The sequence below is a fragment of the Capnocytophaga endodontalis genome, assembly GCF_002209445.1.
Classification (GTDB): domain Bacteria; phylum Bacteroidota; class Bacteroidia; order Flavobacteriales; family Flavobacteriaceae; genus Capnocytophaga; species Capnocytophaga periodontitidis.
On the sequence record NZ_CP022022.1, the window covers coordinates 914,234 to 936,347 of the forward strand.

General features: G+C 37.2%; 23 protein-coding genes and 2 pseudogenes. 2 read left to right on the plus strand and 23 right to left on the minus strand.

Features of this window, described 5'->3' with window-relative positions:
- Nucleotides 1–52: 52 nt before the first annotated feature.
- The 19 genes and pseudogenes from CBG49_RS04310 to CBG49_RS04405 all read right to left on the minus strand — a co-directional run bounded on the left by CBG49_RS04310 (nucleotide 53) and on the right by CBG49_RS04405 (nucleotide 13,275).
- Nucleotides 53–967, minus strand: a complete 915-nt coding sequence (locus CBG49_RS04310) for a ribonuclease Z (protein WP_088593523.1) — start codon at nucleotides 965–967, stop codon at nucleotides 53–55.
- Nucleotides 958–1,269: a hypothetical protein gene (locus CBG49_RS04315; protein WP_088593524.1), complete on the minus strand. Its 312-nt coding sequence runs from the start codon at nucleotides 1,267–1,269 to the stop codon at nucleotides 958–960. The genes CBG49_RS04310 and CBG49_RS04315 overlap by 10 nt, the downstream gene beginning before the upstream one ends.
- A 152-nt stretch (nucleotides 1,270–1,421) precedes the next feature.
- Nucleotides 1,422–1,694 (minus strand): hypothetical protein, encoded by a 273-nt coding sequence (locus CBG49_RS04320; protein WP_088593525.1) that lies wholly within the window; start codon nucleotides 1,692–1,694, stop codon nucleotides 1,422–1,424.
- Nucleotides 1,695–2,085: 391 nt separating this feature from the next.
- Nucleotides 2,086–2,772 (minus strand): hypothetical protein, encoded by a 687-nt coding sequence (locus CBG49_RS04330; protein ID WP_088593527.1) that lies wholly within the window; start codon nucleotides 2,770–2,772, stop codon nucleotides 2,086–2,088.
- A 31-nt stretch (nucleotides 2,773–2,803) separates the two neighbouring features.
- Nucleotides 2,804–3,004, minus strand: a complete 201-nt coding sequence (locus CBG49_RS04335) for a hypothetical protein (RefSeq protein WP_088593528.1) — start codon at nucleotides 3,002–3,004, stop codon at nucleotides 2,804–2,806.
- 327 nt (nucleotides 3,005–3,331) lie between these two features.
- A complete protein-coding gene (locus CBG49_RS04345) occupies nucleotides 3,332–4,168 on the minus strand; it encodes a hypothetical protein (RefSeq protein ID WP_088593530.1) in 837 nt (278 codons plus the stop codon).
- 284 nt (nucleotides 4,169–4,452) lie between these two features.
- Nucleotides 4,453–4,899 carry a hypothetical protein gene (locus CBG49_RS04350; RefSeq protein ID WP_157668362.1) on the minus strand — a complete coding sequence of 149 codons (447 nt, stop codon included), beginning with the start codon at nucleotides 4,897–4,899 and terminating at the stop codon, nucleotides 4,453–4,455.
- 258 nt (nucleotides 4,900–5,157) lie between these two features.
- Complete coding sequence (locus CBG49_RS04355) at nucleotides 5,158–5,355, minus strand: hypothetical protein (protein WP_227002953.1); 198 nt, start codon at nucleotides 5,353–5,355, stop codon at nucleotides 5,158–5,160.
- A 19-nt stretch (nucleotides 5,356–5,374) separates the two neighbouring features.
- Nucleotides 5,375–6,130 (minus strand): hypothetical protein, encoded by a 756-nt coding sequence (locus CBG49_RS04360; protein WP_157668363.1) that lies wholly within the window; start codon nucleotides 6,128–6,130, stop codon nucleotides 5,375–5,377.
- A 311-nt stretch (nucleotides 6,131–6,441) separates the two neighbouring features.
- Complete coding sequence (locus tag CBG49_RS04365; protein WP_088593533.1) at nucleotides 6,442–7,455, minus strand: hypothetical protein; 1,014 nt, start codon at nucleotides 7,453–7,455, stop codon at nucleotides 6,442–6,444.
- Nucleotides 7,456–7,469: 14 nt separating this feature from the next.
- Nucleotides 7,470–7,652: pseudogene (locus CBG49_RS15740) on the minus strand (transposase); the annotation flags it as partial.
- 50 nt (nucleotides 7,653–7,702) lie between these two features.
- Complete coding sequence (locus tag CBG49_RS04370) at nucleotides 7,703–8,839, minus strand: DUF2062 domain-containing protein (RefSeq protein WP_193433092.1); 1,137 nt, start codon at nucleotides 8,837–8,839, stop codon at nucleotides 7,703–7,705.
- The gene (locus CBG49_RS04375) at nucleotides 8,826–9,179 is read right to left on the minus strand and encodes a toxin (protein WP_088593534.1); all 354 of its coding nucleotides are present in this window, start codon (nucleotides 9,177–9,179) and stop codon (nucleotides 8,826–8,828) included. The genes CBG49_RS04370 and CBG49_RS04375 overlap by 14 nt, the downstream gene beginning before the upstream one ends.
- Entirely contained in the window at nucleotides 9,169–9,402 is a 234-nt protein-coding gene (locus CBG49_RS04380) for a hypothetical protein (protein WP_088593535.1), read from the minus strand. Before CBG49_RS04380 ends, CBG49_RS04375 begins: the two co-directional genes overlap by 11 nt.
- Nucleotides 9,403–9,412: 10 nt before the next feature.
- The gene (locus CBG49_RS04385; protein WP_088593536.1) at nucleotides 9,413–9,898 is read right to left on the minus strand and encodes a hypothetical protein; all 486 of its coding nucleotides are present in this window, start codon (nucleotides 9,896–9,898) and stop codon (nucleotides 9,413–9,415) included.
- Nucleotides 9,899–11,230, minus strand: a complete 1,332-nt coding sequence (gene rseP / locus CBG49_RS04390) for an RIP metalloprotease RseP (protein WP_088593537.1) — start codon at nucleotides 11,228–11,230, stop codon at nucleotides 9,899–9,901.
- A 56-nt stretch (nucleotides 11,231–11,286) separates the two neighbouring features.
- Nucleotides 11,287–11,566, minus strand: a pseudogene (locus CBG49_RS16350) (four helix bundle protein).
- Nucleotides 11,567–11,635: 69 nt separating this feature from the next.
- Nucleotides 11,636–12,676 carry a dual-specificity RNA methyltransferase RlmN gene (gene rlmN / locus CBG49_RS04400; protein ID WP_088593538.1) on the minus strand — a complete coding sequence of 347 codons (1,041 nt, stop codon included), beginning with the start codon at nucleotides 12,674–12,676 and terminating at the stop codon, nucleotides 11,636–11,638.
- Nucleotides 12,673–13,275, minus strand: a complete 603-nt coding sequence (locus tag CBG49_RS04405) for a nitroreductase family protein (RefSeq protein ID WP_088593539.1) — start codon at nucleotides 13,273–13,275, stop codon at nucleotides 12,673–12,675. The genes rlmN and CBG49_RS04405 overlap by 4 nt, the downstream gene beginning before the upstream one ends.
- Before the next feature lie 229 nt (nucleotides 13,276–13,504).
- Between CBG49_RS04405 and CBG49_RS04410 the strand changes: the two genes are divergently transcribed.
- The gene (locus tag CBG49_RS04410) at nucleotides 13,505–16,558 is read left to right on the plus strand and encodes a SusC/RagA family TonB-linked outer membrane protein (RefSeq protein WP_088593540.1); all 3,054 of its coding nucleotides are present in this window, start codon (nucleotides 13,505–13,507) and stop codon (nucleotides 16,556–16,558) included.
- A 12-nt stretch (nucleotides 16,559–16,570) separates the two neighbouring features.
- On the plus strand, nucleotides 16,571–18,106 hold the full coding sequence (locus CBG49_RS04415; RefSeq protein WP_088593541.1) for a RagB/SusD family nutrient uptake outer membrane protein: 1,536 nt from the start codon (nucleotides 16,571–16,573) through the stop codon (nucleotides 18,104–18,106).
- Nucleotides 18,107–18,227: 121 nt separating this feature from the next.
- Here the strand turns inward: CBG49_RS04415 and CBG49_RS04420 are convergent, their stop codons facing one another.
- From CBG49_RS04420 to CBG49_RS04435, 4 genes are all read right to left on the minus strand, one after another.
- A complete protein-coding gene (locus tag CBG49_RS04420) occupies nucleotides 18,228–19,973 on the minus strand; it encodes a thiamine pyrophosphate-dependent enzyme (RefSeq protein WP_088593542.1) in 1,746 nt (581 codons plus the stop codon).
- A gap of 131 nt (nucleotides 19,974–20,104) precedes the next feature.
- On the minus strand, nucleotides 20,105–20,671 hold the full coding sequence (locus CBG49_RS04425) for a hypothetical protein (RefSeq protein WP_088593543.1): 567 nt from the start codon (nucleotides 20,669–20,671) through the stop codon (nucleotides 20,105–20,107).
- On the minus strand, nucleotides 20,668–21,213 hold the full coding sequence (locus tag CBG49_RS04430) for a stage II sporulation protein M (protein WP_088593544.1): 546 nt from the start codon (nucleotides 21,211–21,213) through the stop codon (nucleotides 20,668–20,670). Before CBG49_RS04430 ends, CBG49_RS04425 begins: the two co-directional genes overlap by 4 nt.
- On the minus strand, nucleotides 21,194–22,057 hold the full coding sequence (locus CBG49_RS04435; protein WP_088593545.1) for a M48 family metalloprotease: 864 nt from the start codon (nucleotides 22,055–22,057) through the stop codon (nucleotides 21,194–21,196). The genes CBG49_RS04430 and CBG49_RS04435 overlap by 20 nt, the downstream gene beginning before the upstream one ends.
- Nucleotides 22,058–22,114: the final 57 nt, after the last annotated feature.

Consider the following 22,114-nt stretch of genomic DNA (forward strand, 5'->3'; position numbering starts at 1 on the left):
TGCTGTTGTCGATTATTAGTTTTTGATGCTTCTTTCAAAAACAGTGCCAAGGCTAATTTTCAAAAACAAACTTTTTTCCGTCTTCAGCTAACAAAACATTCTTAAAAACCTCTTGCGCTTCCTGTTTAAACATATTTACATCGGGATAACGAGAGGAGTAGTGCCCTAAAATAAGCGCTTCAGCCTGAGCATTTTTGGCGACAAGCCCTGCTTGGTAGGCGGTAGCGTGCATTGTTTTGGCAGCGAGTTCTTCGTTGATTTTCAAGAAAGTAGATTCGTGGTAAATCACTCTTGTTCCTTGTATTTCGGTCGCTAAATCTTCTAAATAAACAGTGTCGCTGCAATAGGCGTAACTTTGCGGGCGATGAGGCTCAAAAGTGAGCTCGGTATTGGCAATAGTTTTACCATTCTCTAAAGTAATGTCTTTTCCATTTTTGATATTCTGGTAATCACATACTTCAATCTCGGGGTATTGGGCGATAGCATCCATATTCAGGCGGCGTTCACCTTCTTTTTCTTGAAATAGGAAACCATTGGTATAGACGCGGTGTTGCAACGGAATAGTGCGCACTAATACTTTATCATCTTCGTATAAGAGTTCAGAATTTTTAGAAGATAGTTCGTGAAAATACAAAGGGAAAGGCGTGTAAGCCCCGCCGAGTTTGAGCACGAGTAGCACCGCTTCTTTGATACCTTTAGGTCCGTAGATATGCATTTCGGCTTCACGACCAAGGAGTTGGAAAGTAGAAATAAGTCCGAAAAGTCCATAGAAATGGTCGCCGTGGAGATGAGATATGAAGATGTGTTTGATGCGGGAGAATTTAGCATTGGCATTGCGGAGAGCGATTTGGGTAGCCTCTCCACAATCGATGAGGAACAGATGACCGCGCATTTCGAGCAGTTGAGCCGAGGGGCGGGCATTAGAGCGAGGGGTCGCACTGTGGCAACCTAAGATAGTTACTTCCATAAGTCGCGTTCTATTTCGTCGAGTTCAATAAGGTCGTAGGCTTCTTGTAGGGTAGGGGCGATGTGCAGGCTGAGGTCAAAATCTTCGAGAGCCAAAGCGCGTTGTACCACCACCACCGATTTTGCTTGTTGCTGGCTGTACTGTTTTGCAAACGAAGCAAGCGGTTTGAGGTCTTTTTTGAGCCAATGTTCCTCTTCGGGTAGTGTTATGATAATATGCTGAGGTTTTTGGGTAGCGCTGAATGTTGCCAGCCAAGAGGGGAGTTGTGATTTATTGAGGGTAATTTCGGTAGTTTCTTTCATTAGTACAAATTTCCCGCAAAATTATAAATAATATTTTAAAGGACAAAGGAATCTATTAAAAAAGAGGCAACCATTAGACTTTATCCCTGATGAACCAATAACTCCTCCACTTTTTTCTATCCTTGTTCTTCTTTTATAGTTAGAACTAAATGTTAATCTCTTCTCTTTCTATTGAATATACTTATTATAAGATTTAATAATAATCCAATTCCTATACCCATAGTTGTATAAACTAATGTAATTTTATTAAAGAAGTTATTTGATATTGTATTGAAAAATATTTCTTTTATAGGCTCACTTGGAGAAGCTGTATCACTGTAAGCAACTATTGCCTCACAAAGAGAAAACAAAATGCCTGCAAACATTCCTAATATAGGAAATAATAACTTACTTTTGATTAGGTTTATAGTTTGAATTTTCATCATCAAAATGTGAATTTAAAAGACTAACCCCCGTTCCCTTCACGTACTCTACTCTCGCAAACTTTCCGAAAGGAAGGAGGCAATCCGCAAAAGTGATTTTTTAATGAGAAAACATCTAATATACCCTACTATTTTTTGTAGTTTATTAAAATGCGAATACTTTGTTAAAAAGAAGAGAATAGTGCGAAATAATCAATTATTTTCTTTTTCTTTTTAGTATCGAAATACAATTTTGAAAAAAGAATAACGAATAAAACTCCTGATAAAATGGGAGCGATTTTTCCTTGATTGTAAAGGTATTCTATAACAGCATAAATAGTGTAGCCCAAAGCGAGCAACAGCATTGTGATAATGACAATTGGTTTTCGGGGATTCATAAGGGTTAAAAAAGGTTTTATAATGGATTAGTTTTTAATTGAAAATGGAGAGTATTACCAGTCTGTTTATCCAAAAACTTACCTTCTATATCAGTAAAAAAAGCTACAAGAGTATTGCCTACAAAGAGTTTGCCCATCGCTCCTCCTAAGGCTTCAGCATCTTCAGGTGATAGATATTGCGTTGTATAATGCACAATATCTTCCCTTCTACCCTCTATAACCGATTTTATTTGAGTAATATACCCCTTTTCGTTTAGGGTAACCATAAAATAACATTTATCGTTTTTACTTAACTGCATCATCTCTCTTGTCGCCTTGTCGGCACAAGTGAGTTTCCAAGTATTATCGGATACATAAGAAGTTTTAAACTTTCCCTTATTATGTGCATCATATTGATAAAGAGAGCTATACATAGCGTTTGAGGTACGCACAGCAAATTTCAGTAATTCTTTAATCTGGTTTATATCTTTTATATTAGTAGGTTCTTGTTCGCTAAGAGTACAATTTTCTATTTCGTACGTGTTAGATGAAATTTTAAAATTCCCTTTACAACTTTTTTCGGTATTACCCGTTATTTGCATAGCAAAACTAATTTCTTTTCTATAAAAAACTAAATCTTTAAAATCTAATTTTTCAAAGAAATCTATTTTTTGTGCAAAAGAGGTATTCACTAAACATATTAGCGTAAATAAAAGATGTTTCATTTGAGAAGATAGAGTTACTTATGAACAAATATTATTCTTGTTGTCTTTCTTTTTGTAAAACAAAACCTATAGAAATAGCTGAAAGCAAACATACCAATGCTGTAAGGCTATTGCTTAATACATCTCTACCATTTAAATTTGCAAAACATAGAAAGGCTATTTCTACAAAAAATCCGATGGTTGCTAACACAAATAAGAGGCTTTTTACATCTTTTCTTAAAAAAGGTTTCATAATAAATAAGGTATTAAGATTAAAAATTGAGATTGAAGTGAGTTAATACTTTTTTCTATGGCTGACAAAATAGCCAATAACAAAAATATTACTAAATAGCACTATGTATGACAATGCTACTAACCATTTATTGAGTTGATATCCAGCAAAACCATTCATATAAATAGGAATAAATGATATAATGGCTATAGTGAGCAATATATAACGTATAGATTTTTTCATATTATGAAGGTTTTAAAATTCCGCTACAAAGTTAGTAATTAGTTTTTTACAAAGCAAGAAAAAAAGGATATTTAACATTTTATCCGCGGTGGGACAGGCTTCTTTTTATTTGTTTTTTACAATATAATCTTGAAACATTGGGTAAAAATTTTCTTCAAAATATTTTCTTTCTTCTACGGTTAAGGATGTTGAAATTTCTTCGTTAATATAATTGTAAATATTGTAATAAACAGCAGTTTTCTCTTTCCATCCTGTTTTAAGCGAAGGGGCATAAAAAACTTCTATAACACTCTGTTTCTTGATTTTATTCTTTAATGCTGCTAATGAAAAAAGGTCGACTTGTTGTTCACTTATCAAAAGCTGGTTGTCATTCTCTTTTAGGATTTCACCCATATCGTTTTTGATAGTTTTTTCGTTTGTGAGCAAAGCGTTTGGCAAAGAATGATTGATGTAATCAATTATTGAAGAATCACCATATTTATAGGCGTTTTTAATGAAAAAATGAGGTTTATATAGGAAAAGTTGGTATAAATATACATTATAATCTTCTAAATAATATCCTAATGAATCATCTTTAAAAATATGATTCAAAATATCATATAAAATAGCTTCATCTTTCTGTTGGATGCGAACTAACAATAGTTTTATGAAAAAAACTTGAGCATATTCTTCTTTTTCAAAATCTTGTTCTTTTAAAAAATTGAAAAACTCTAAGCGAAAATCCTTTTTTTGAAAAGTATCTAATTTTAAATCTTCAATATAGGAGCCTTTGTATTTGTATTGTTTTAATTCAATGTTCTTTATGAATGATGCTGAAGTATTTACCCCTTCAATAAGAGTTGAATTACTTATACTATTCTTTGGGATATTATCGCCTTTCCCGATTGCACATTTTAAAGCAAGAGATAAAATGATGAAAATAGATATTTTGTAATAAATCATATATTCTGTTTTTTTATGAAGAAGCTGTTTAAAAAAAATAAAAGTTCCCGAAAATTAGTAAATTTGTGTTTGAGAAAAAAGAACACCAAAATTCAGGAACTTTGTGCAAAGATACAATAAATCATTGGATTATTAGCTTTTTAAGTGTAGAAAAAAAGATTTAGCTTTAATAAAGGAGTGCAACCAGATGTTTATTTTCTTGATGTAACTTGAAATGGAATGCTCCTATAAGGGGTCATTTCCAAGTTTCTAAAAAACGTTTAAATACGTTTATTTTCAACAACTCAATATGGTCTATTACGTAACATCTTTATAATTTTCTGTTCAGTTTCTTTATATATGTTCATAGGAATAGATATAGATATCTTATAAGAAGCTATTTGTTTAAAAAAATCACTATCAAATAACTCTAAGCTGAGAAAACTATCTGTATAGTATATGTTTGTATAAAACCAAACCTTTTCCATCCCCAAAGTATAGAAAATATCAAAATACTCTTTTATGAGATCAGATAACCAAGAAAGATAATCTACTAATTCATCGTCAGCTATATAAACTTTAGGATGCGATAAAGAAATACAACCAAAGCCATATTTTTCACCTTTTTTATTCTTCTTATCATTTGGATGGATGATAGACTCTATCTTAATCTTATTACCTAATATTTTAAGTATTTCATCTATTAATAACTCTGTTCCAAATATTTCTATGGTGATATAATAAGCAATCATATTTAGAAGCTGTTTAAACTTATTCCTATAATAAAGTAAAAGTTCCCGAAAATTAGTAATTTGTGTTTGAAAAAAAAAGAATACCAAAATTCAGGAACTTTGTGCAAAGATACAATAAATCATTGGATTATTAGCTTTTTAAGTGTAGAAAAAAAGATTTAGCTTTAATATGGAGAGCAACCAGATGTTTATTTTCTTGATATAACTTGCATTGGAATACTCTTATTAGGGTTTATCTCCAAGTCCCTCAAAAAAAGTTTAAACAGGTTTCATATCAAAGTCTGCTTCCCAAAAGCCCGTGCCAAAGCCTTCATCAAATTTGCATTCTCCCCAAGCTGTGGTGGCTAATAAGAAGAGTTGCTGGTCAATGGAGGTCTCTAAGGTAGTCTTGGCAAGGTCGCGCTTCTCTATCAGTGCCTTGAAGTCTATCGGGGTTCTGTAGTAAGTGCCTTTCATTTATCTTAATTATTACAAATCAATATCTTCTTATTATTACAAATTCATCACTACCTTGTGGTAAATATAGCTTAACGGGGAATGTAGCGGCACCTCCTTCTTTTCCATATTGTATAAGAGGACTCTCTCCTTTTATATCCCAATCGATACCATTAACCTGTTTAGTGTGATTACTCCGTTCTAAGCACACTAATCTACCATCAGCATATATTTTCATCTCATAATCTTCTAAAGCAGCCATCATACCCTTGTCTTTGATAATTTCTTCTTTTTCTTCTTTGATGTACTTATTGAGGTATTCTTTATCAGAATAATTGAAAAAAGCTATTTCTTCTTGAGATTTTTTTACTAATTTTTGCCATTGATCAACATCTCCTTTATTAAGAATTTCCCATAGCTTTTTATAATAGGCGATAACTTTTTCCTTTAGTTTATCTTTGTCCCATTTTCTAAGATCTTGCCCATTACTCCAACCATTCAGTTCATAAGGTAAATCGATTGTAAACTTTCCTTTTATTTCATAATATGGAACAGGTTTCTCCAAATTTGGAATAGGATAAGAGTATAGATACTGATATGTTCCCTCTTCTGCTCCTTCTCCCACAGCAATCTTCTGATATTTAACTAATCCTACTTTTAAGAACTGAAAGGTATCAGGCTGTATACCTCCTTTTCTCAGTTCTTCATTAGAAGAAAATAGTTTTATCCTAAACTGATAAGTACCACTCTTTAGAACAGCTTGATTAATGTTTATTATAGTATTATGTATAGACATTTCATTGTTTGTTTCTACTAAAATATCATTAATGTAAGCTTCATAACGACCAGGTATGGTAACATCTAAAGCATAAACAATTCTTTCATTTGATTTCATATTATTTTTTTGTTTCCAACTCAGTGATAATACTGTTAGAAGTATTAAAATACAATATTTATTTCTCATCTTTTTTTAGATATTCTTTTTTTAAGAAGCTGTTTAAACTTTTTCCTATAATAAAATAAAAGTTCCTGAAAATTAGTAAAATTGTGTTTGAGAAAAAAGAACACCAAAATTCAGTAACTTTGTGCAAAGATACAATAAATCATCTATACCACCATTTTGCAGAGGGCGATATGGTATGCCTCGTCGCTGATAAATACGTAATCATCCCAAATATCCATAATCCTGAATTTAGAATATCCCCTTGGGAATGTAATATCCAGAAGCTCCAAGTCAGACAATCTCAACAGTTTTTGGTTTCCTTTCCATTCATCTGTCTTGAAAATCGGAGATAGGATTAGATATTCTTTTTGGGCGCTGAATTTTCCCCTCAAACCTTGTTTTTGTGCAAGCTTTTCCAATTTTTCCTTTCCCCATATTTTCCTCTTGTAGATACCGTCTTGGGTGAGTTCGAGGTACCAATAATACTTGAATCGTGATAAGCTGCAAGGATTTATTGTATCTGCTTCCACGAAGGCATAAATCGAATTATCTTTTATCATAAGGCTACCTATCTGGGGATAGGAGTAACTAAAATCCATTTTGTGATAGATACCCTCTGCCCGTCCTAAGGATAGCATAAAATTGCTTCGGACTTTTTCATTTGTAAACACAGGGGTGAGTTGCTTGTCCCAATGCAGCGTATGTGTCTCATTGTCATAGTGTAGAGAGGTAAAACTATTTGCGGCAAATACCTCTCCGTCTACACGGCAAATAATCGGATAAACCCCGTTTTCGCCAAGTGTGGAAATCTCCGTGATATTCTCTGCAGCACACAAGTTTTCACTTACTACTTCGCACGGTTTCTGCTCGGGAGACGACACCCACCAGACTTTTTTGTCTTCTCCGCTAATAATTAAAATATCGGAACCTGTATCCAACAAAACGGGCTTATTCCAGCTTTTCTTTTGTGCGGGAGACGGAATGAATGACCATTGCCCCGCCTTTATCCAAACGATACCGTAGCTATTGCCGTCATCGTCGCTGCTCCAGATAACAAATTCGTCTTTTCCTCGTGCAAAATGATTTTTTGCATTTATGGGAGCATATTGATAGGCACCATTGCTTAGCTTGAATCCCGTAGTCGTCCACTCTGAAATTTTATCTAATTTTACCTGCATAATTTTCTCTCCTAATCTCCACAGATATTACAAGTACGCGAAAAATCTTTTCGGATTTGATATTTTTTATGACCACATTTGCGACAGCAATATCCGCCTTCCCATTTTAAAGAAGCTAAATATTCTTCGCAATCTAAGTCAGTTTTAAAGCGTTCAGTAAACTCTAAGAGGCTTTGTCCTTTGAATAAATTCGTAATATATTAGTTTTCAGAGTGCAAATATGTGAATTTATTTTGACACCTCAAAATTATCTTTTTCTCAATTTCAACAATCCATAAGTGAGCAACCCTAACAACAATGAGGCGCTAATTGCCAAAGTAAAACTTCCTACTAAATATTGTAACAAATTGTTTTGGATGTATTCCATTGCTGTGAGGTCGCCTTGCGGCAGAATGGTGTCTCCCACAAAAAAAGTACCTATTTTAAGAGAAGAAAAAATGAGCACAGGTATCATCGGGGGGATACTCACGTTAGAGCAGATAAAAGCTAAAGTTTTATTCAAATTGAAGAATACTGCCAAAGTGATAGTAAGTATGGTTTGAAAACCCCAAAAAGGCGCAATGCCAAAGAATACGCCTAATGCTACTGAACCTGCTTTCACACTGTCGCTGCTGTCACTTTCTAAAATATCCTCTTTGATGAAGCGTTTGAGACTCTTTTTTTTGGCATCTCTAAAGAAATTACGCGGCTTGATGTAGAAAAGTGCGATGAGTACCAACACGCTGTTCAGCAAGCTGATACGCATAAAATCGCGGAAAGGTCGAAAATGAGAAACGCGTTCTTCGGGGTCGTACAGCACTTGTATAGGTACATTTTTTAGTTGTACTCCATTCCAACTGCTACGCACCAATATTTCTATCTCAAACTCAAACTTTTCGGTGTAATATTTCTTAGGAATGTGATGCAAAGGATATAACCTATATCCCGATTGCGTATCGGGGAGATTGACACCCGTTTCGAGGTGAAACCAGAAGTTAGAAAATTTATGTCCAAAACTACTTTTCTTAGGTACGCCATCTTGGGTCATATTACGGCTACCTACCAGCAGAGTAGGTTCATTTTCAGCTTCTATAGCGGCTATAAATACGGGGATATCATCGGGGTAATGTTGTCCGTCGGAGTCGATGGTAAGGGCGTAGTCGTAGCCTAAATTGCGGGCTTTGTCAAAGCCTATACGTAGGGCATTGCCTTTACCTTTGTTCTTAGGAAGATGAATAATAGTGAGCTGGGGGTAACGAGCGAGTATATCGGGAGTAGCATCGGTTGCGCCATCATTCACTATGATAATGTGAGAGGTATAGCGCAACACCCCATCAATCACACGCGCGAGGGTTTTAGCATTGTTATAAGTAGGAATTAAAACGCAAATTTTATTTTTCTCCACGATATTCTTCAACTAATTTTTTAACAATATTCAAATCAACTGTATCATATTCTGATTTGTCATAAATAGAAATGAATGCCACCGACATAGTTTCTTGACAGTCTATTTCTACTAATATTTCGTGAGTAATTACTCTTGCTCCACCACTTTTTCCTTTGTTTTTACTGCTTATGTTTAGTCGTATTTTTCTCAATCCATCTCCTAATGATACTCCTATATTAGGATTTGTTTCAATTTCTTCTTTTAATGCCTCAAAATCCTTCTTTAAACTTTTGTGTTTTTTACATAAAGCCTTTAATTCCTTTGCAAAAGAAGGTATATATCCAAAATTATATTTCATTGAGTAAATCGTCTAAATTACCTAATTTTACTTTGCCTTCTCTTGCTTCTTTTAGCTCATTCAAAGCATTAAAAAGTTTTTTCTTAAACTTTTTCTGTTGTGGATTTAAAGTTTCTTCACTCTTTTTAATATTAGTAACTTCTATAAAATCAAGAGATTTTATAAAATTTAGAAAAGCATCTATTTTAGATGGTTGTGCATTGATATTTATAGTAAGTTCCATATTTATGAGTTTATTGCAAATTTAACTTCTTTTTCTCTTCATCGTTAAACACTTTCGACTTCTTTACAAATCCTGCTATATGTTTTTGTAGTTCAGGGGATTGCTGAGCGTAGTGTGCGAGTATAAAATCCTTATCGGCAGTGATATTGTTGCGATAGGGTACTACTTTAGGCAAGTGTTCTTGTACACTAAGGCGGATGAGGTGGAGTTCAGCATTTTGAGGTTGCTGTTTCAGGGCGTTTTCTAACAATGGCTTGCCCTCTTTGAGCAAGGCAACTCTGCCACCTCCAAATTTAGCCAGTATCATTTTGCTCGCCCCTTTATAGGCACTTAGCAGCACATCGGTAGCAGGAGCATTGGTCATCAACTCTGCAAAAGCTGTAGCGTTCTCTTTACTATCGGAAGCCGTAGTATAGGCGGCGCGCACCTTTTCAAGGCTCTGCGCTTGCAGAGCCCCAAAACTCAAGAATAATATGATGAAGTAGATGTGTTTCATTTACTTGTTAAATATTGCTCTATACAAGTCGCTACCATTGGCATATAGCAAGATAGCAATGAGGATTACAAATCCTACCATTTGAGCGTATTCTAATACTTTTTGATTAGGAGCTCTGCCGGTTACCATTTCGTAGAGGAGGAACACCACGTGTCCGCCGTCTAAGGCTGGGATAGGTAAGATATTCATAAAGGCTAAAGCGATAGAGAGGAAGGCAGTGATTTGCCAGAAAGAAAGCCAGTTCCAATTATCTTGAAAAAGTTTGCCTATAGAGCCAAAACCTCCTACTTCACTTGCTCCTTTTTTGGTGAATACAAATTTAAATTGCGAAACATAGTCGCGCAACACATTGTAACCATAAGCAGTTCCGTGACTTAAAGCAGCTCCTAAAGAGTAATTTTTATGTGAAAGTTGTACTTCGCCTTCTCGTTGTCCTGCCGAAACTCCCATTTTTTTCTCTTCACCGAGAACTATTTTTAGTTCTTTGGCTACTCCGTCGCGTTCTATCATCACACTCACGGGAGTACCCACAGGAGCCATCGTAAGGGCAGGAGGCACATCCGAAAAGTAGTAGATAGGTTCTCCGCCAATGCTTACCAGCTTATCGCCTTTTTGCAAGCCTGCTTTAGCTGCTGGTGATTCTGGAATAACGGTATCGATAATAGCTTTTGTTTTGATGCTAAAAGGAGCAGTTTCACCTCGTAAATAAAGGGTTTTACCTATGTTTTCGGGGAGAGAAAGAGTGCGTGTATTGCCGTCGATACCTTGTACGGTAAGCTGTTTGGGGTCGCGCAACAAAATGTATTTGCTAGCTTCTAACACATTCTCCAAAGGTTTGCCATCAATAGCAGTTACAATGTCGCCATTTTTGAAACCATAAGCACGCATAGTGCGAGTAACAGCAAAACCATCTTTCACACCTTCGGGTTTGAGGTAATCTTGCCCCCAAGCGAAGAGAATCATTGAGTAAATAAAGAACCCTAAGAGCAAATTCACGGTTACCCCACCTATCATAATGATAAGGCGTTGCCACGCAGGTTTAGAGCGAAACTCCCACGGTTGTGCAGGTTGCGCCATTTGCTCTTTATCCATACTCTCATCAATCATACCGGCAATCTTCACGTAGCCGCCCAGTGGTAGCCACCCGATGCCGTATACAGTTTCACCTATCTTCTTTTTGAAGAGGGAAAACTTCACATCAAAGAAAAGAAAAAACTTTTCTACTCTTGTTTTGAAGAGTTTAGCAGGGATAAAATGTCCTAATTCGTGTAGGACTACTAAAATTGAAAGACTCAGAATTAGCTGAGCCGCTTTTATTAAAAATACTTCCATTCTTTTTTAGGCTATAGGCATTAGGCCTTAGGCCACAGGGGGGTAGGATAATGTAACTATTGTGTATTGCTTATTGTCAAACTTTTTTGTAAAGAAGTAAGCATTTTTCCTACTTCTTTTATTAAACCCAAAGCTTTTTCAATATCTGAATTGTTTAAATAATTAATTTTAACACAAAGTAATAATTGTGTTTCTAATTCGGCATTAGAATTTTTGGGCACTTAAAGCAAAAAGTTCTTCTTTAGGTAGTTTCTTAACTAAGTTGTAAACTTCAACTACAAGATCCATTGCTTTTTGCCAAACAATCAAATCTTTAAAGTCTTTTATTTTATTCATTTTGTTGGTTTTTTAATTATTTTTTATACTATTGTTAGGGCTCTATACCTATCACCTGACACCTGACACCTAAGCCTTCTTATTCGCTAATTGTCCGCAGGCAGCATCGATGTCTTTACCGCGTGAGTGGCGAACAGTAACAGTAATGCCTGCTGCTTCAAGCATCGTTTGGTAAAGTTCAAGTGCTTTAGGGTCGGCTTGTTGAAAATCACCGTCGTCTATGGGGTTGTACTCAATGAGATTCACTTTAGAAGGGGCAAATTTACAGAATTTTATCAGCGCCTCTACATCCTTTTTCTGGTCGTTGATACCCTTCCACACTACATACTCGTAAGTGATGCGGTTTTTAGTTTTTTGGTACCAATATGCCAAAGCTTCTCGCAGTTCTTCTAACGGGAATTGCTCATTGAAAGGCATAATGCTTGTGCGTACACTGCCAATGGCTGAATGCAAAGATACTGCCAATTTGAATTTTACCTCGTCATCAGCCATTTTTTTTATCAATTTGGGGATGCCCGAAGTGGATAGCGTGATGCGTTTGGGCGACATTCCTAAGCCTTCAGGCGAAGTAATCTTGTCGATAGCCTTCAGAACATTGTTGTAGTTCATCAGCGGTTCGCCCATTCCCATAAACACTATGTTAGAAAGCGGACGACCAAAGAAAGCCCTGCTCTGCTCGTCGATTACTTTCACTTGGTCGAATATCTCATCGGGTAGAAGATTGCGCATACGTTTTAAGCGAGCAGTGGCACAAAACGAACAGTTGAGACTACACCCCACCTGACTTGATACGCAGGCTGTCGTGCGGGTATCGGTAGGAATTAGCACCGACTCTACCAACAAGCCATCGTGCAGGCGCACTGCGTTTTTAATCGTACCATCGTTGCTGCGCTGCATCACATCCACTTTGATGTGGTTGATACTGAAGTGTTCAGCGAGCATCTCGCGTGTAGCTTTGGGCAGGGAGGTCATCTCGTCGAAAGTATGTACCCCTTTCTGCCACAACCATTCGTATACTTGGTTGCCGCGGAAAGCCTTGTCGCCATTACTTTCAAAAAAAGTGCGGAGTTCTTCTTTAGTAAGAGCGCGTATATCGCGTTTTGGGGTCATAATTTAAAATCCTTTACTACCTCTTCTAAAGGCAAACGTGATTTAGGTCGTAAGTGCAACTGATTGCTGTCCTCAGGGTCGCGATAGCCTATCGCCACGGCAAAGAGCGTAGTGTATTCAGGTTCGTTTAAAAGTCTGTCGTATTCAGTATTGACAATGCCCTCCATAGGGGTGCTATCAATGCCCATAGAAGCACACGCACTGAGGAAAAATCCTAATGCAATATACACTTGGTTGTTCATCCACGCATAAAGTCCTACATCACCTTTGGGTTTTTGCACCTTGTGATAAAAGCCAAGTCCTGTTTCGGTAGCAGCTTTAGCGAGCTTTTTCTCAAATGAAGGCAAGGCACTATTTGCCATAAACACCACTAAATGGCTGGCTTGTTTTACGCGTTCCTCATTGATGAACGATACTTTGGCGAAAGCTTCCTTAGTAGCCTCATCACTTATGAAAACAAATTGCCAAGGTTGGGAGTTGATAGATGAAGGAGCGAGGCGTAATATCTCTTTGAGTTTAGCAATATCTTCATCGTTCACACGCTGAGAGCTGTAATGTTTAGTAGTATAACGATTTTGTGCTAATTTTAAAAAATCCATAGTGTTTTGTTTTTAAGTTTCAGGCGGCAAAGGTACGGCGTAATTAGCAAATTACCAAATTAGTAGATAGCTATTATCCCTCTTTTTACTGTTGTTATTGTGTTACAACCTTGTTACCAATGCTTACAACTTTTTGCAAAAACGGAAAAAGCAATAAAATCCTATTGTCATTTATTTGTGATTTTGCGAATTGTTATTATCTTTGCGCCCTAATTTTTTAAACAGAAAAATGAAGCTAAAGTTATTTTACACGTGGATTTTCTTCTTAACAGCTACTTTTGCAATGTTTGCACAAAACATAGAAGTTTCAGGAACTGTAAAAGATGAAAAAGGCGAGCCTTTATTAGGCGTATTGATATTGGTGAAAGGTACCCAGCGAGGTGCAGCCACCGATATGGATGGAAAGTACACCATTCAAACCAAAGTAGGCGATGTGCTGCAATATTCCTTTTTGGGGATGAAAACTATCGAAAAGAAAATCACAGCAAGCACTAAGCGAGTGGATATTGTTCTTAAAGACGATGTGCAAGAGCTTGAAGAGATGGTGGTTACCGGTTATGGAGCTCCTAAGCTCGCCAGCCGCACCGTCGCACAAGTGGCACAAGTACAAGGTAAAGATGTGAGTGCCGCTCCGGTAGCCAGCGTATCCGATGCCTTACAAGGACGATTAGCAGGGGTAGTGGTAACCAGCGATTCAGGTCGCCCTGGTAGCAATAGCGATATTCTTATCCACGGGTATAACAACTTCCAAGGCGCACTACGAGGTGAAAGAACCCAAGAACCTCTCTATATAATGGACGGAATAGCCGTAAGCAGTAGTGTGATGAGCAGGTTCAACCCTAACGATATAGAGAGTATTACGGTACTTAAAGACGCGGCTTCTACCTCTATCTACGGAGCACGTGCTGCCAATGGGGTGATACTCATCACTACTAAAAAAGGGCGTAATAACGAACGTACAAGCGTAACCATCAGTCACCAACTCGGTTTTACAGCGCTTACCAATGCCAGTCGTAAGTTTTTTGACGATATGATGACCCCACGCGAGTATATGGACTTTTGGATAGAAAAAAATCCTGAAGCAGTAAACTTGGCTGTAGGTAAGTTCAGTTCAAGCAAGGATGTAGCGAGACAGTCAGCAGATAAAATCTTAGCCGATAATCCTTACAATACGCGTTGGGATAAAGTTTTCTTCAGAGATTTTGTACCGTTGATACGTACCGATGTCTCTATTTCAGGAGGTACTAATAATAGTACTTATTATTTGTCGTTTGGGCACTTCAGCCAAGAGGGTTCTACAGCACCTCGCAGCGATTATCGTCGTTATACTGTCAATGGTAGTATCAATACCCAAATTACTAAATGGTTAAAAACAGGCTTCTCATTTGCAGCAGGACATACCGAGCGCGAAGGAGGTTCCACCCTCAACACCCCTAAGGTGATAGCTTTGCCACTTTACAGTCCTACTTACGAAGATGGTAGACGCAAAAACTATATCCCTGGCATCACCAGTCGTTCAGCTGGTTTCTACCACCCCGACTACTATGCCGAAACACACCCTAGCAACTCTTTTTCCGATGACTTCTTGCCTTCGGGATTCGTCTCTATAGAGCCTATTAAAAACCTCATATTCAAAACACAAGGAGGGATACAATACGGGTATGGCGAATCAGAACTAAAAGAGTTACCTTCGTTTATAGATTATAAGTTTTTCGATGACCCTAATCCTTACACTTCAGTGTCTAACAGTCGTACACTCAGAAAAACAATTACTAACACGTTAGAATATCGCTTCCTGTTAGGAGAAAACAAAAAACATAGCTTCAATGTGTTATTAGGACAAGAGTCGGTTGAAAATAGCAGTAAACAATTAGATGCTACTACTTTCGGACAACCTTCAGAAGGGCTAACAATGCTCCGACACGGTAGTAAAGATAAAAGAATAGAAGACCAAAAGACTGTAAGTACTTTCAATTCTTATTTCGGAAGAGTAGAATACTCTTATAACACTCGTTACTTCTTAGACCTATCAATGCGCCGTGATGGTTCGTCAGCTTTTGGTAAGAACAACCACTACGGTAACTTCTGGGCAATAGGAGCGATGTGGAAACTCAAACAAGAGAACTTTTTGAAAGATGTAAAATGGCTTTCAGACCTCAATTTGCGCTTCAGCACAGGGCTTTCAGGAAATGCTTTAGGAGGCTACAAACATATCACTACCATAAAACCAGATAATTTCTATCAAGGTAAAACAGCTTATACAGTAGGTAGCTTGGGTAATCCTGATCTACGTTGGGAAGAGCAACGCAAAACTACTGTAGGGCTTAATATTGTGATTGATAGAGGTACTTCTTTCAATATAGAATACTACGACCGCGAGACTTACGATATGATTTCAAGTCGTGAGCTCAATAGTACTTCAGGACAAAATCAATTCTTTGACAATGCAGGGGGTATGCGCAACCGTGGGATAGACTTCACTTTCTCATCAGTAGTCTACAGAAGTGAAAATCAAGACTTGAGCATTCGTCCTTACTTCAACGTAAACTATAACAAGCAAGAAATAACCGCTCTTTTTGGCAATAAAACCTCTAATGTGGTTCCTTCTTCTGAAATAGGGTATAAATTAGGTCGTGCCCTTGAATGGGCTGCCGTTATCCCCAAAGGCGTAAACCCTACCACCGGACAAATGGAGTATTACATACCAGGTGATGACCGTATGGAGCAAGTAACTGATGATAATAGAGTAACAACTACTTACGACTCTAGTAAATTAGGACAAACCACAGGCAAGAAAATGCAAGCCCCTATCAATGGTGGATTCGGTTGGAATATCAGCTATAAAACTTTCTCGCTCGATATGGCATTCTCTTTTTCGTTGGAAAAATATAAATGGAACTACGATATGAAGTACACCGAAAATCCTGACCAGTTTGGAGATCACAACCTAAGTAGAAAAATATTAGACTATTGGAAAAATCCAGGTGATAACACCCGCCACCCTAAGATAAACACTACCACTTTCGTAAATTCATCGGATGCGCGTATGATACAAGACGCCTCATTTATGCGTTTGAAAAATATTACCCTTAGCTATAGTCTCCCAAAAGAAGTGATCAAACAATTGAATTTCTTTGAAGGAGTACGCTTATATGCTACCGCCCGCAATATCTTTACGCTTACCAAATACGAAGGTGCAGACCCTGAGTACAATAATGCTATTTCATCAGGTGGCTATCCTCCTTCTCGTCAATTTACCTTAGGAGTAGATGTTAATTTTTAAAAATGTAAAACAATGAAAAAGATTTATAAAATAATAACTTTAGTAGTAGCTCCTCTGTTCTTTACCGGCTGTTTCAACCTCGACCAACAACCTTATGAAGATTTGAGCCAAGCTAACTCTTTTAAAACCGTACAAGATGCTCAATTTTGGGTGAATGGTATGTATGGTAAGTTGCGTACAAACATATACGGAAGTGCTATGTATGCTACCGACTTGCAAGCTGATTTCCTGAATATGGCTCTAAGAGACGGTACTAACGAAACGATTACAAACTTTCAAAACTGGACGTTGTTTACTGTCAATAATGCAGCTACAGCAACTATTTGGCAACGCTATTGGGGGGCAATACAAAATATAAATATAGGCTTAGAGGGGATTCCTACTATTACTATTCCCCAAGAAAATTACCGCACCGATGCGGCACAGATAAAACACAATATGGGCGAATTGTATTTGGCACGTGCTTATTACTACACCTATCTGCTTACGCATTATTGCCCTACCGACGAGGCTTCTGCTTATGGATTGCCTTTGTTAAGCGGGCCTACTATCAACAATTTTCCTAACAGAAGTACAGTAGGACAGACTTACGACTTTATTTTGGCCGATATAGCACAAGCCGAAACTCGCCTTAGTGATGTAACAGGTGCTTTAGGGTCAGAGAAGTTTACCAAAGATGCAGTTGCAGCACTCAAGGCACGTGTATTGCTTTATAGAGGCAAGTGGGCAGAGGCTTATGCCGCAGCTACTTCAATTATTGGTAGTCGTTATAGCTTAGTGAGTAGTAGTAGTGATTTAGAAAAGGTATGGAAAGATGATGATACAGCAGAAAGTATCGTACAGCTCTATGCTAAATATGATATAGGGAATACCGCCGAATTACCTTCAGCTAATGATGTCTATTTAGGATACCAAAGAGAATGGAACTACAGATTGCGTAGATTTGAGATAAAGTATTTGCCAAAAGCAATACCTACTCAAGATTTCGTAAATTTGTATAACGACAACGACTACCGTAAGTCTATTTATATCAAAAAACTTTTTGCTAACTATGGTAGTGCTACTTTCAACGATTTGTATTTGGTGAATAAATACCCCGATAACCCTTTGCTAAAACAAACACCCAATGGTTCGTCTACTTATATGCACCGTCCTAAGGTGTTCCGTATTGCCGAAATATACCTAATAGCTGCTGAAGCTGCGTATAAAAACGGCGATCAAACTAATGCTAAAACCTACTTAGACAGATTGCGCACCGCTCGTGGTATCGGTAGTGTAACCTATACCGACCTTTGGGCAGAGATTCAAAACGAACGCAACCGCGAACTTGCTTTCGAGGGCTTCCGTATGGCAGATATCAAGCGTTGGAATTTGGGCGTAGTACGTGGTACTCCTCAGAACCTCAGTGCTATTGTTTCAGACCCTGCTGACCAGTATTACCAGCTTAATATCCCTGCGGGGAATTATAAAATGGTTTGGCCACTTTCTCCAAGTGACATTCTCTATGAAAAAGGTAGAGCCAACTGGCAACAAAACCCAGGTTGGTAATCTTTTGAAAATTATAATTAAATGAGGCTGTTCTATTTTTTAGGACAGAACAAATAACCTTATTAACAAAAAAGTCGCTAAGCGAGATGCTTAGCGACTTTTTTATTATCAAAATTAACATCTAAAAAACGTCCTTGATGTGTTTCATACTGTTGGCAATACTGCCTTTAGCTTCTGCAAAGTCACCTTGACCTATCTTCTTGATGATGTTGGTCGCAAAACCTTTCATCTGTTCAAAAGTGATATGAGGAGGCATCGCTAAAGTATCGCGATTGGTGTAGATATTCACCAAAGTAGGTCCGTCGTGCTCGAAAGCTGCTTTTACGGTGGCTTCGAGGTCTTCGGTTTTACGCACTTCATAGCCTTTGATGTTCATCAGGTCGGCGAGTTTGTCGAAAGGTGGGTTTACCATATTGGTTTGCCAATCGAGGTAGCCCGATACTTCCATTTCGAGTTTTACCATTGCGAGCGAACGGTTGTTGAACACAAATATTTTCACAGGGTATTGGTATTGCATCAGGGTAGCCAAATCGCCCAAGAGCATTGATAGACCGCCGTCACCACACATTGCTACCACTTGTCTGCCTTTGGAGGAAGCTGCTGCCCCAATTGCCATTGGGAGAGCGTTTGCCATAGAACCGTGGTTGAACGAACCGGTGAGGTAACGTTTGCCCGTACCTTTGATAAAGCGCGCTGCCCACACTACATTCATACCTGTATCGACGGTGAAAATAGCATCGTTAGCGGCGTATTTATCCAAAAGTTTAGCCGCATATTCGGGGTCTATTTGGTTCTCTTCGGTTTTCTTTTTGGTGTAATCGTCCAATGATTTTTCGAGATCCAAATACTCTTTGTGAATGTCTTTGAGGAAACTATCGTCGGTGCGAGGGGTGAGTTTAGGCAATAAGGCGGTAATGGTATCTTTCACATCTCCTGCAAAACCGTAATCTACTTTGGCACGACGCCCAATGATATCGGGGCGTTCATCTATTTGGATAATAGTGCTTTTCTTAGGTAAGAACTCCGCATAAGGGAAATCGGTGCCGAGCATTACGAGCACATCGGCTTTGGCGCAAGCATCATAACCTGAACGGTGTCCGAGCAAGCCGTTCATTCCCGCTATATAAGGGCTATCGGTGCGGTCGAAGAATATTTTGCCTCGGAAAGAAGCGACGATAGGTGCTTTAAGGGTTTCGGCAAGCTGTTCCACTTCTTTCACTGCATACTGACAACCGTGACCGCAGTAAAGGGCTATTTTCTTGTTTTTAGCGTCGTTTAGTACGGCTGATAATTTGTCGAGTTCACTATCGGAAGGGCGCACTACGGGTTTTGCTAAGAAGGTTTGCGTAGCAGTAGGTACCTCTTCAAGGTCGGCGCCTGCCACATCACCTGGGAGTCCTAATACAGCTACGCCTTTCTCGTTGATAGCCGTTTGTATGGCGCGTTGCATCATTGTGGTGAACTGTTTGGGGGTATTGGCTACATATACGTATTTACTGCAATCTTGAAACAGCAAGAAGGGGTTGGTTTCTTGGAACCAGTGGGTACCGAATTTATGGGTGGCGCAGGTGCTGGCAATGGCAATCACAGGGTTGCCTGAGCGGTTGGCGTCGTATAGTCCGTTGATAAGGTGCACGTGTCCAGGACCTGAACTTCCCATACAACAGCCTATGCCGTTTAGTTCGGCGTCCATAGAGGCTGCATAAGCCGCTGATTCCTCGTGGCGGACGTGTATCCACTCAAGGCGACCATCGCGACGGATGGCGTCGTTCACAGGGTTGAGGCTATCGCCCGTAATAGCATAGACTCTTTTTACGCCTGCTTGTACTAACATTTCGACCAATTGGTCGGATACATTTTTGCTCATATATGTTTTTTTATTAATGACGGGCTTAGGTATGCAAAAATAATACCAGTTTTTAGAGGGTAGGGGGAGTATTCATTAGAGACTAAACTAAAACTATTTATCCCATTTCTACAGTAATATAACAAAATAATTTAAAGTAAAACAATTAACATTGTTCCAACAAAAAAAATAAGTGTTGCCATTACTAAAAACTTCATTGTTTTTTTCTTTTTATAACAAGAAATGAAAAATACCAAAGAAGAAATAATAGTAGTTATAATTTTTATCATTCTATCATATTTCCACCAAGAACTTCCTTTTATCTGTTGATTTATTAACTCTACATCTGTAACCCTTTGTAAAGCTTCATCAAAAAACATAAAAGTTATAGCGACTTTTATTATTTCAAAAAAGCATAATGCGATTATAACATTAGATATTCCTTCAAGAAAAATAGAGTATTCTTCTTCAGATTTGTGGTATTGAGTTATAAAATTAATGATAACAAATAAGATAGTCATTACCCCTATATAAAAAACACAATTAATAGTAAGAGATAAGTATGCTGGAAATGTTGTAGTCTCTAAAATTTCAGCTGGTAATAATTTTAAAGAAGCATCTACTTTCGTACTTCCTGAAATAATTAAAATTACAAAAAATATTATGGTAAGATATAATAATTCAGACCTTACTTGTTTTAAATGTTGATATTGGTTCATAAGATTTCAATAAAAGATGCTATAAATAATAATATTGTAGGAACTAAAAAATCTTTTGGTTTAGGAATTACAATATTTAAATTATCTTCTTTAAGAAAGATTTTCTTGTAGAAGAAAAACCCCCTAAACCCAATGACTGAGAATAAAGTCAAAGCAAAAATTTCTAATGGAGCGTGTTTTAAATAATAAAAAATAGTACGAATAGGAATAAAATCTATTGCAGTAAAAAATGTATTAGCGATAAGAAACCCATTCCAATACAAAATAAGAACTGTTAAAATACCTCCCGTTGCAAATCCTACAATAGAAATTAAGAATCCCACTCGCATATTATTAAGAAAAATATCTATAGCTCCATGTTCTTCATATTTTTCAGTTCTAAACAATCCTATATTTTTACTTGAGAATTCTGTTTTACTGAATGGGTTATTTTTATAAGCAATTGTATAATGCAAAAAACCCAATGAAAACAATAATAATGAGAATAATATTCCTTTTGTAATACTGTTGTTTAAGTTCTTTCTAACGAGTTTCATAGGCATTTTTAATTCTATCTTTTAGAGAAGGGTGAGTTACACTTCCTTTCATCATCTTGTTCTCAGTGATTTCATTGAGTTTTTCAAGTGTTTGAACGTATTGCTCTGCTCCTACTTTTCTCACAGCAAATGCATCTGCTTGATATTCTAATCGGCGTTGAAAAAAATAAGGGATAAGTATAAAAGCAATAACACCATAGGTAAGACCCACTAACGCTACTATAACAGGTTCCATAATTGTATCTCTATAATGATGACTTTCAATAATATCTGTAGAAAAACTATATAGAAAAACAAGAATAATAGAGCTTACCATATTTAGGAAAAACATTTTGTACAAATGTCCTAATTTCAAATGTCCTATTTCGTGGAAAACAACCCCTTTTAGTTCATTATTAGTCATTTTTTCGCATAGAGATTCTCCTATAAGAATCGTTTTGGTAAAAGGAAAAACTCCCGTCGCAAAAGCATTTTCAATTTTTCCTTTAATGATGCGTATGCGATACGAGTAGCCTTCATTGCGAAAAAAAGACTCAATTTCTTCATTTTTTAAATACTTCTTTTTTTGAGATAATGCCCTTAGAGGTACAATCAAAAAATAGTAAGAATTGATGAGTGCTAACACTATCACAGCCATTGCATTTGCAAACTGTATATGACTGAAAAAGATCATTATAAGAATAATGATTAATGAAACTACAGCACTGTCAAACAACTCGTCTTTCCAGATAAAAAGATCTGTAAAAGCATATTTTCTCTTTTTGTCTATTTTGAATGAAAGGTATGCCACAAAGGTTTTCAAGGCAAAAATGGCAATCACGTAAATAATGTATAAGTATATATATTTCATAATCCACCTATTAATAATTTATTAATAAATAGGTTTGCCTATTAAGTAGGCAAACCT

What these genes read in the sequence shown, in the direction of transcription:
- CBG49_RS04315 (WP_088593524.1), bottom strand. Translation starts at nt 1,269, where the DNA reads ATGAAAGAAACTACCGAAATTACCCTCAATAAATCACAACTCCCCTCT.
- CBG49_RS04330 (WP_088593527.1), bottom strand. Translation starts at nt 2,772, where the DNA reads ATGAAACATCTTTTATTTACGCTAATATGTTTAGTGAATACCTCTTTT.
- CBG49_RS04355 (WP_227002953.1), bottom strand. Translation starts at nt 5,355, where the DNA reads ATGAAAGGCACTTACTACAGAACCCCGATAGACTTCAAGGCACTGATA.
- rseP (WP_088593537.1), bottom strand. Translation starts at nt 11,230, where the DNA reads ATGGAAGTATTTTTAATAAAAGCGGCTCAGCTAATTCTGAGTCTTTCA.
- CBG49_RS04380 (WP_088593535.1), bottom strand. Translation starts at nt 9,402, where the DNA reads ATGGAACTTACTATAAATATCAATGCACAACCATCTAAAATAGATGCT.
- CBG49_RS04365 (WP_088593533.1), bottom strand. Translation starts at nt 7,455, where the DNA reads ATGCAGGTAAAATTAGATAAAATTTCAGAGTGGACGACTACGGGATTC.
- CBG49_RS04335 (WP_088593528.1), bottom strand. Translation starts at nt 3,004, where the DNA reads ATGAAACCTTTTTTAAGAAAAGATGTAAAAAGCCTCTTATTTGTGTTA.
- CBG49_RS04345 (WP_088593530.1), bottom strand. Translation starts at nt 4,168, where the DNA reads ATGATTTATTACAAAATATCTATTTTCATCATTTTATCTCTTGCTTTA.
- CBG49_RS04310 (WP_088593523.1), bottom strand. Translation starts at nt 967, where the DNA reads ATGGAAGTAACTATCTTAGGTTGCCACAGTGCGACCCCTCGCTCTAAT.
- CBG49_RS04420 (WP_088593542.1), bottom strand. Translation starts at nt 19,973, where the DNA reads ATGAGCAAAAATGTATCCGACCAATTGGTCGAAATGTTAGTACAAGCA.
- CBG49_RS04415 (WP_088593541.1), top strand. Translation starts at nt 16,571, where the DNA reads ATGAAAAAGATTTATAAAATAATAACTTTAGTAGTAGCTCCTCTGTTC.
- CBG49_RS04430 (WP_088593544.1), bottom strand. Translation starts at nt 21,213, where the DNA reads ATGCCTATGAAACTCGTTAGAAAGAACTTAAACAACAGTATTACAAAA.
- CBG49_RS04410 (WP_088593540.1), top strand. Translation starts at nt 13,505, where the DNA reads ATGAAGCTAAAGTTATTTTACACGTGGATTTTCTTCTTAACAGCTACT.
- CBG49_RS04435 (WP_088593545.1), bottom strand. Translation starts at nt 22,057, where the DNA reads ATGAAATATATATACTTATACATTATTTACGTGATTGCCATTTTTGCC.
- CBG49_RS04350 (WP_157668362.1), bottom strand. Translation starts at nt 4,899, where the DNA reads ATGATTGCTTATTATATCACCATAGAAATATTTGGAACAGAGTTATTA.
- CBG49_RS04405 (WP_088593539.1), bottom strand. Translation starts at nt 13,275, where the DNA reads ATGGATTTTTTAAAATTAGCACAAAATCGTTATACTACTAAACATTAC.
- CBG49_RS04425 (WP_088593543.1), bottom strand. Translation starts at nt 20,671, where the DNA reads ATGAACCAATATCAACATTTAAAACAAGTAAGGTCTGAATTATTATAT.
- rlmN (WP_088593538.1), bottom strand. Translation starts at nt 12,676, where the DNA reads ATGACCCCAAAACGCGATATACGCGCTCTTACTAAAGAAGAACTCCGC.
- CBG49_RS04360 (WP_157668363.1), bottom strand. Translation starts at nt 6,130, where the DNA reads ATGTCTATACATAATACTATAATAAACATTAATCAAGCTGTTCTAAAG.
- CBG49_RS04320 (WP_088593525.1), bottom strand. Translation starts at nt 1,694, where the DNA reads ATGATGAAAATTCAAACTATAAACCTAATCAAAAGTAAGTTATTATTT.
- CBG49_RS04375 (WP_088593534.1), bottom strand. Translation starts at nt 9,179, where the DNA reads ATGAAATATAATTTTGGATATATACCTTCTTTTGCAAAGGAATTAAAG.
- CBG49_RS04385 (WP_088593536.1), bottom strand. Translation starts at nt 9,898, where the DNA reads ATGAAACACATCTACTTCATCATATTATTCTTGAGTTTTGGGGCTCTG.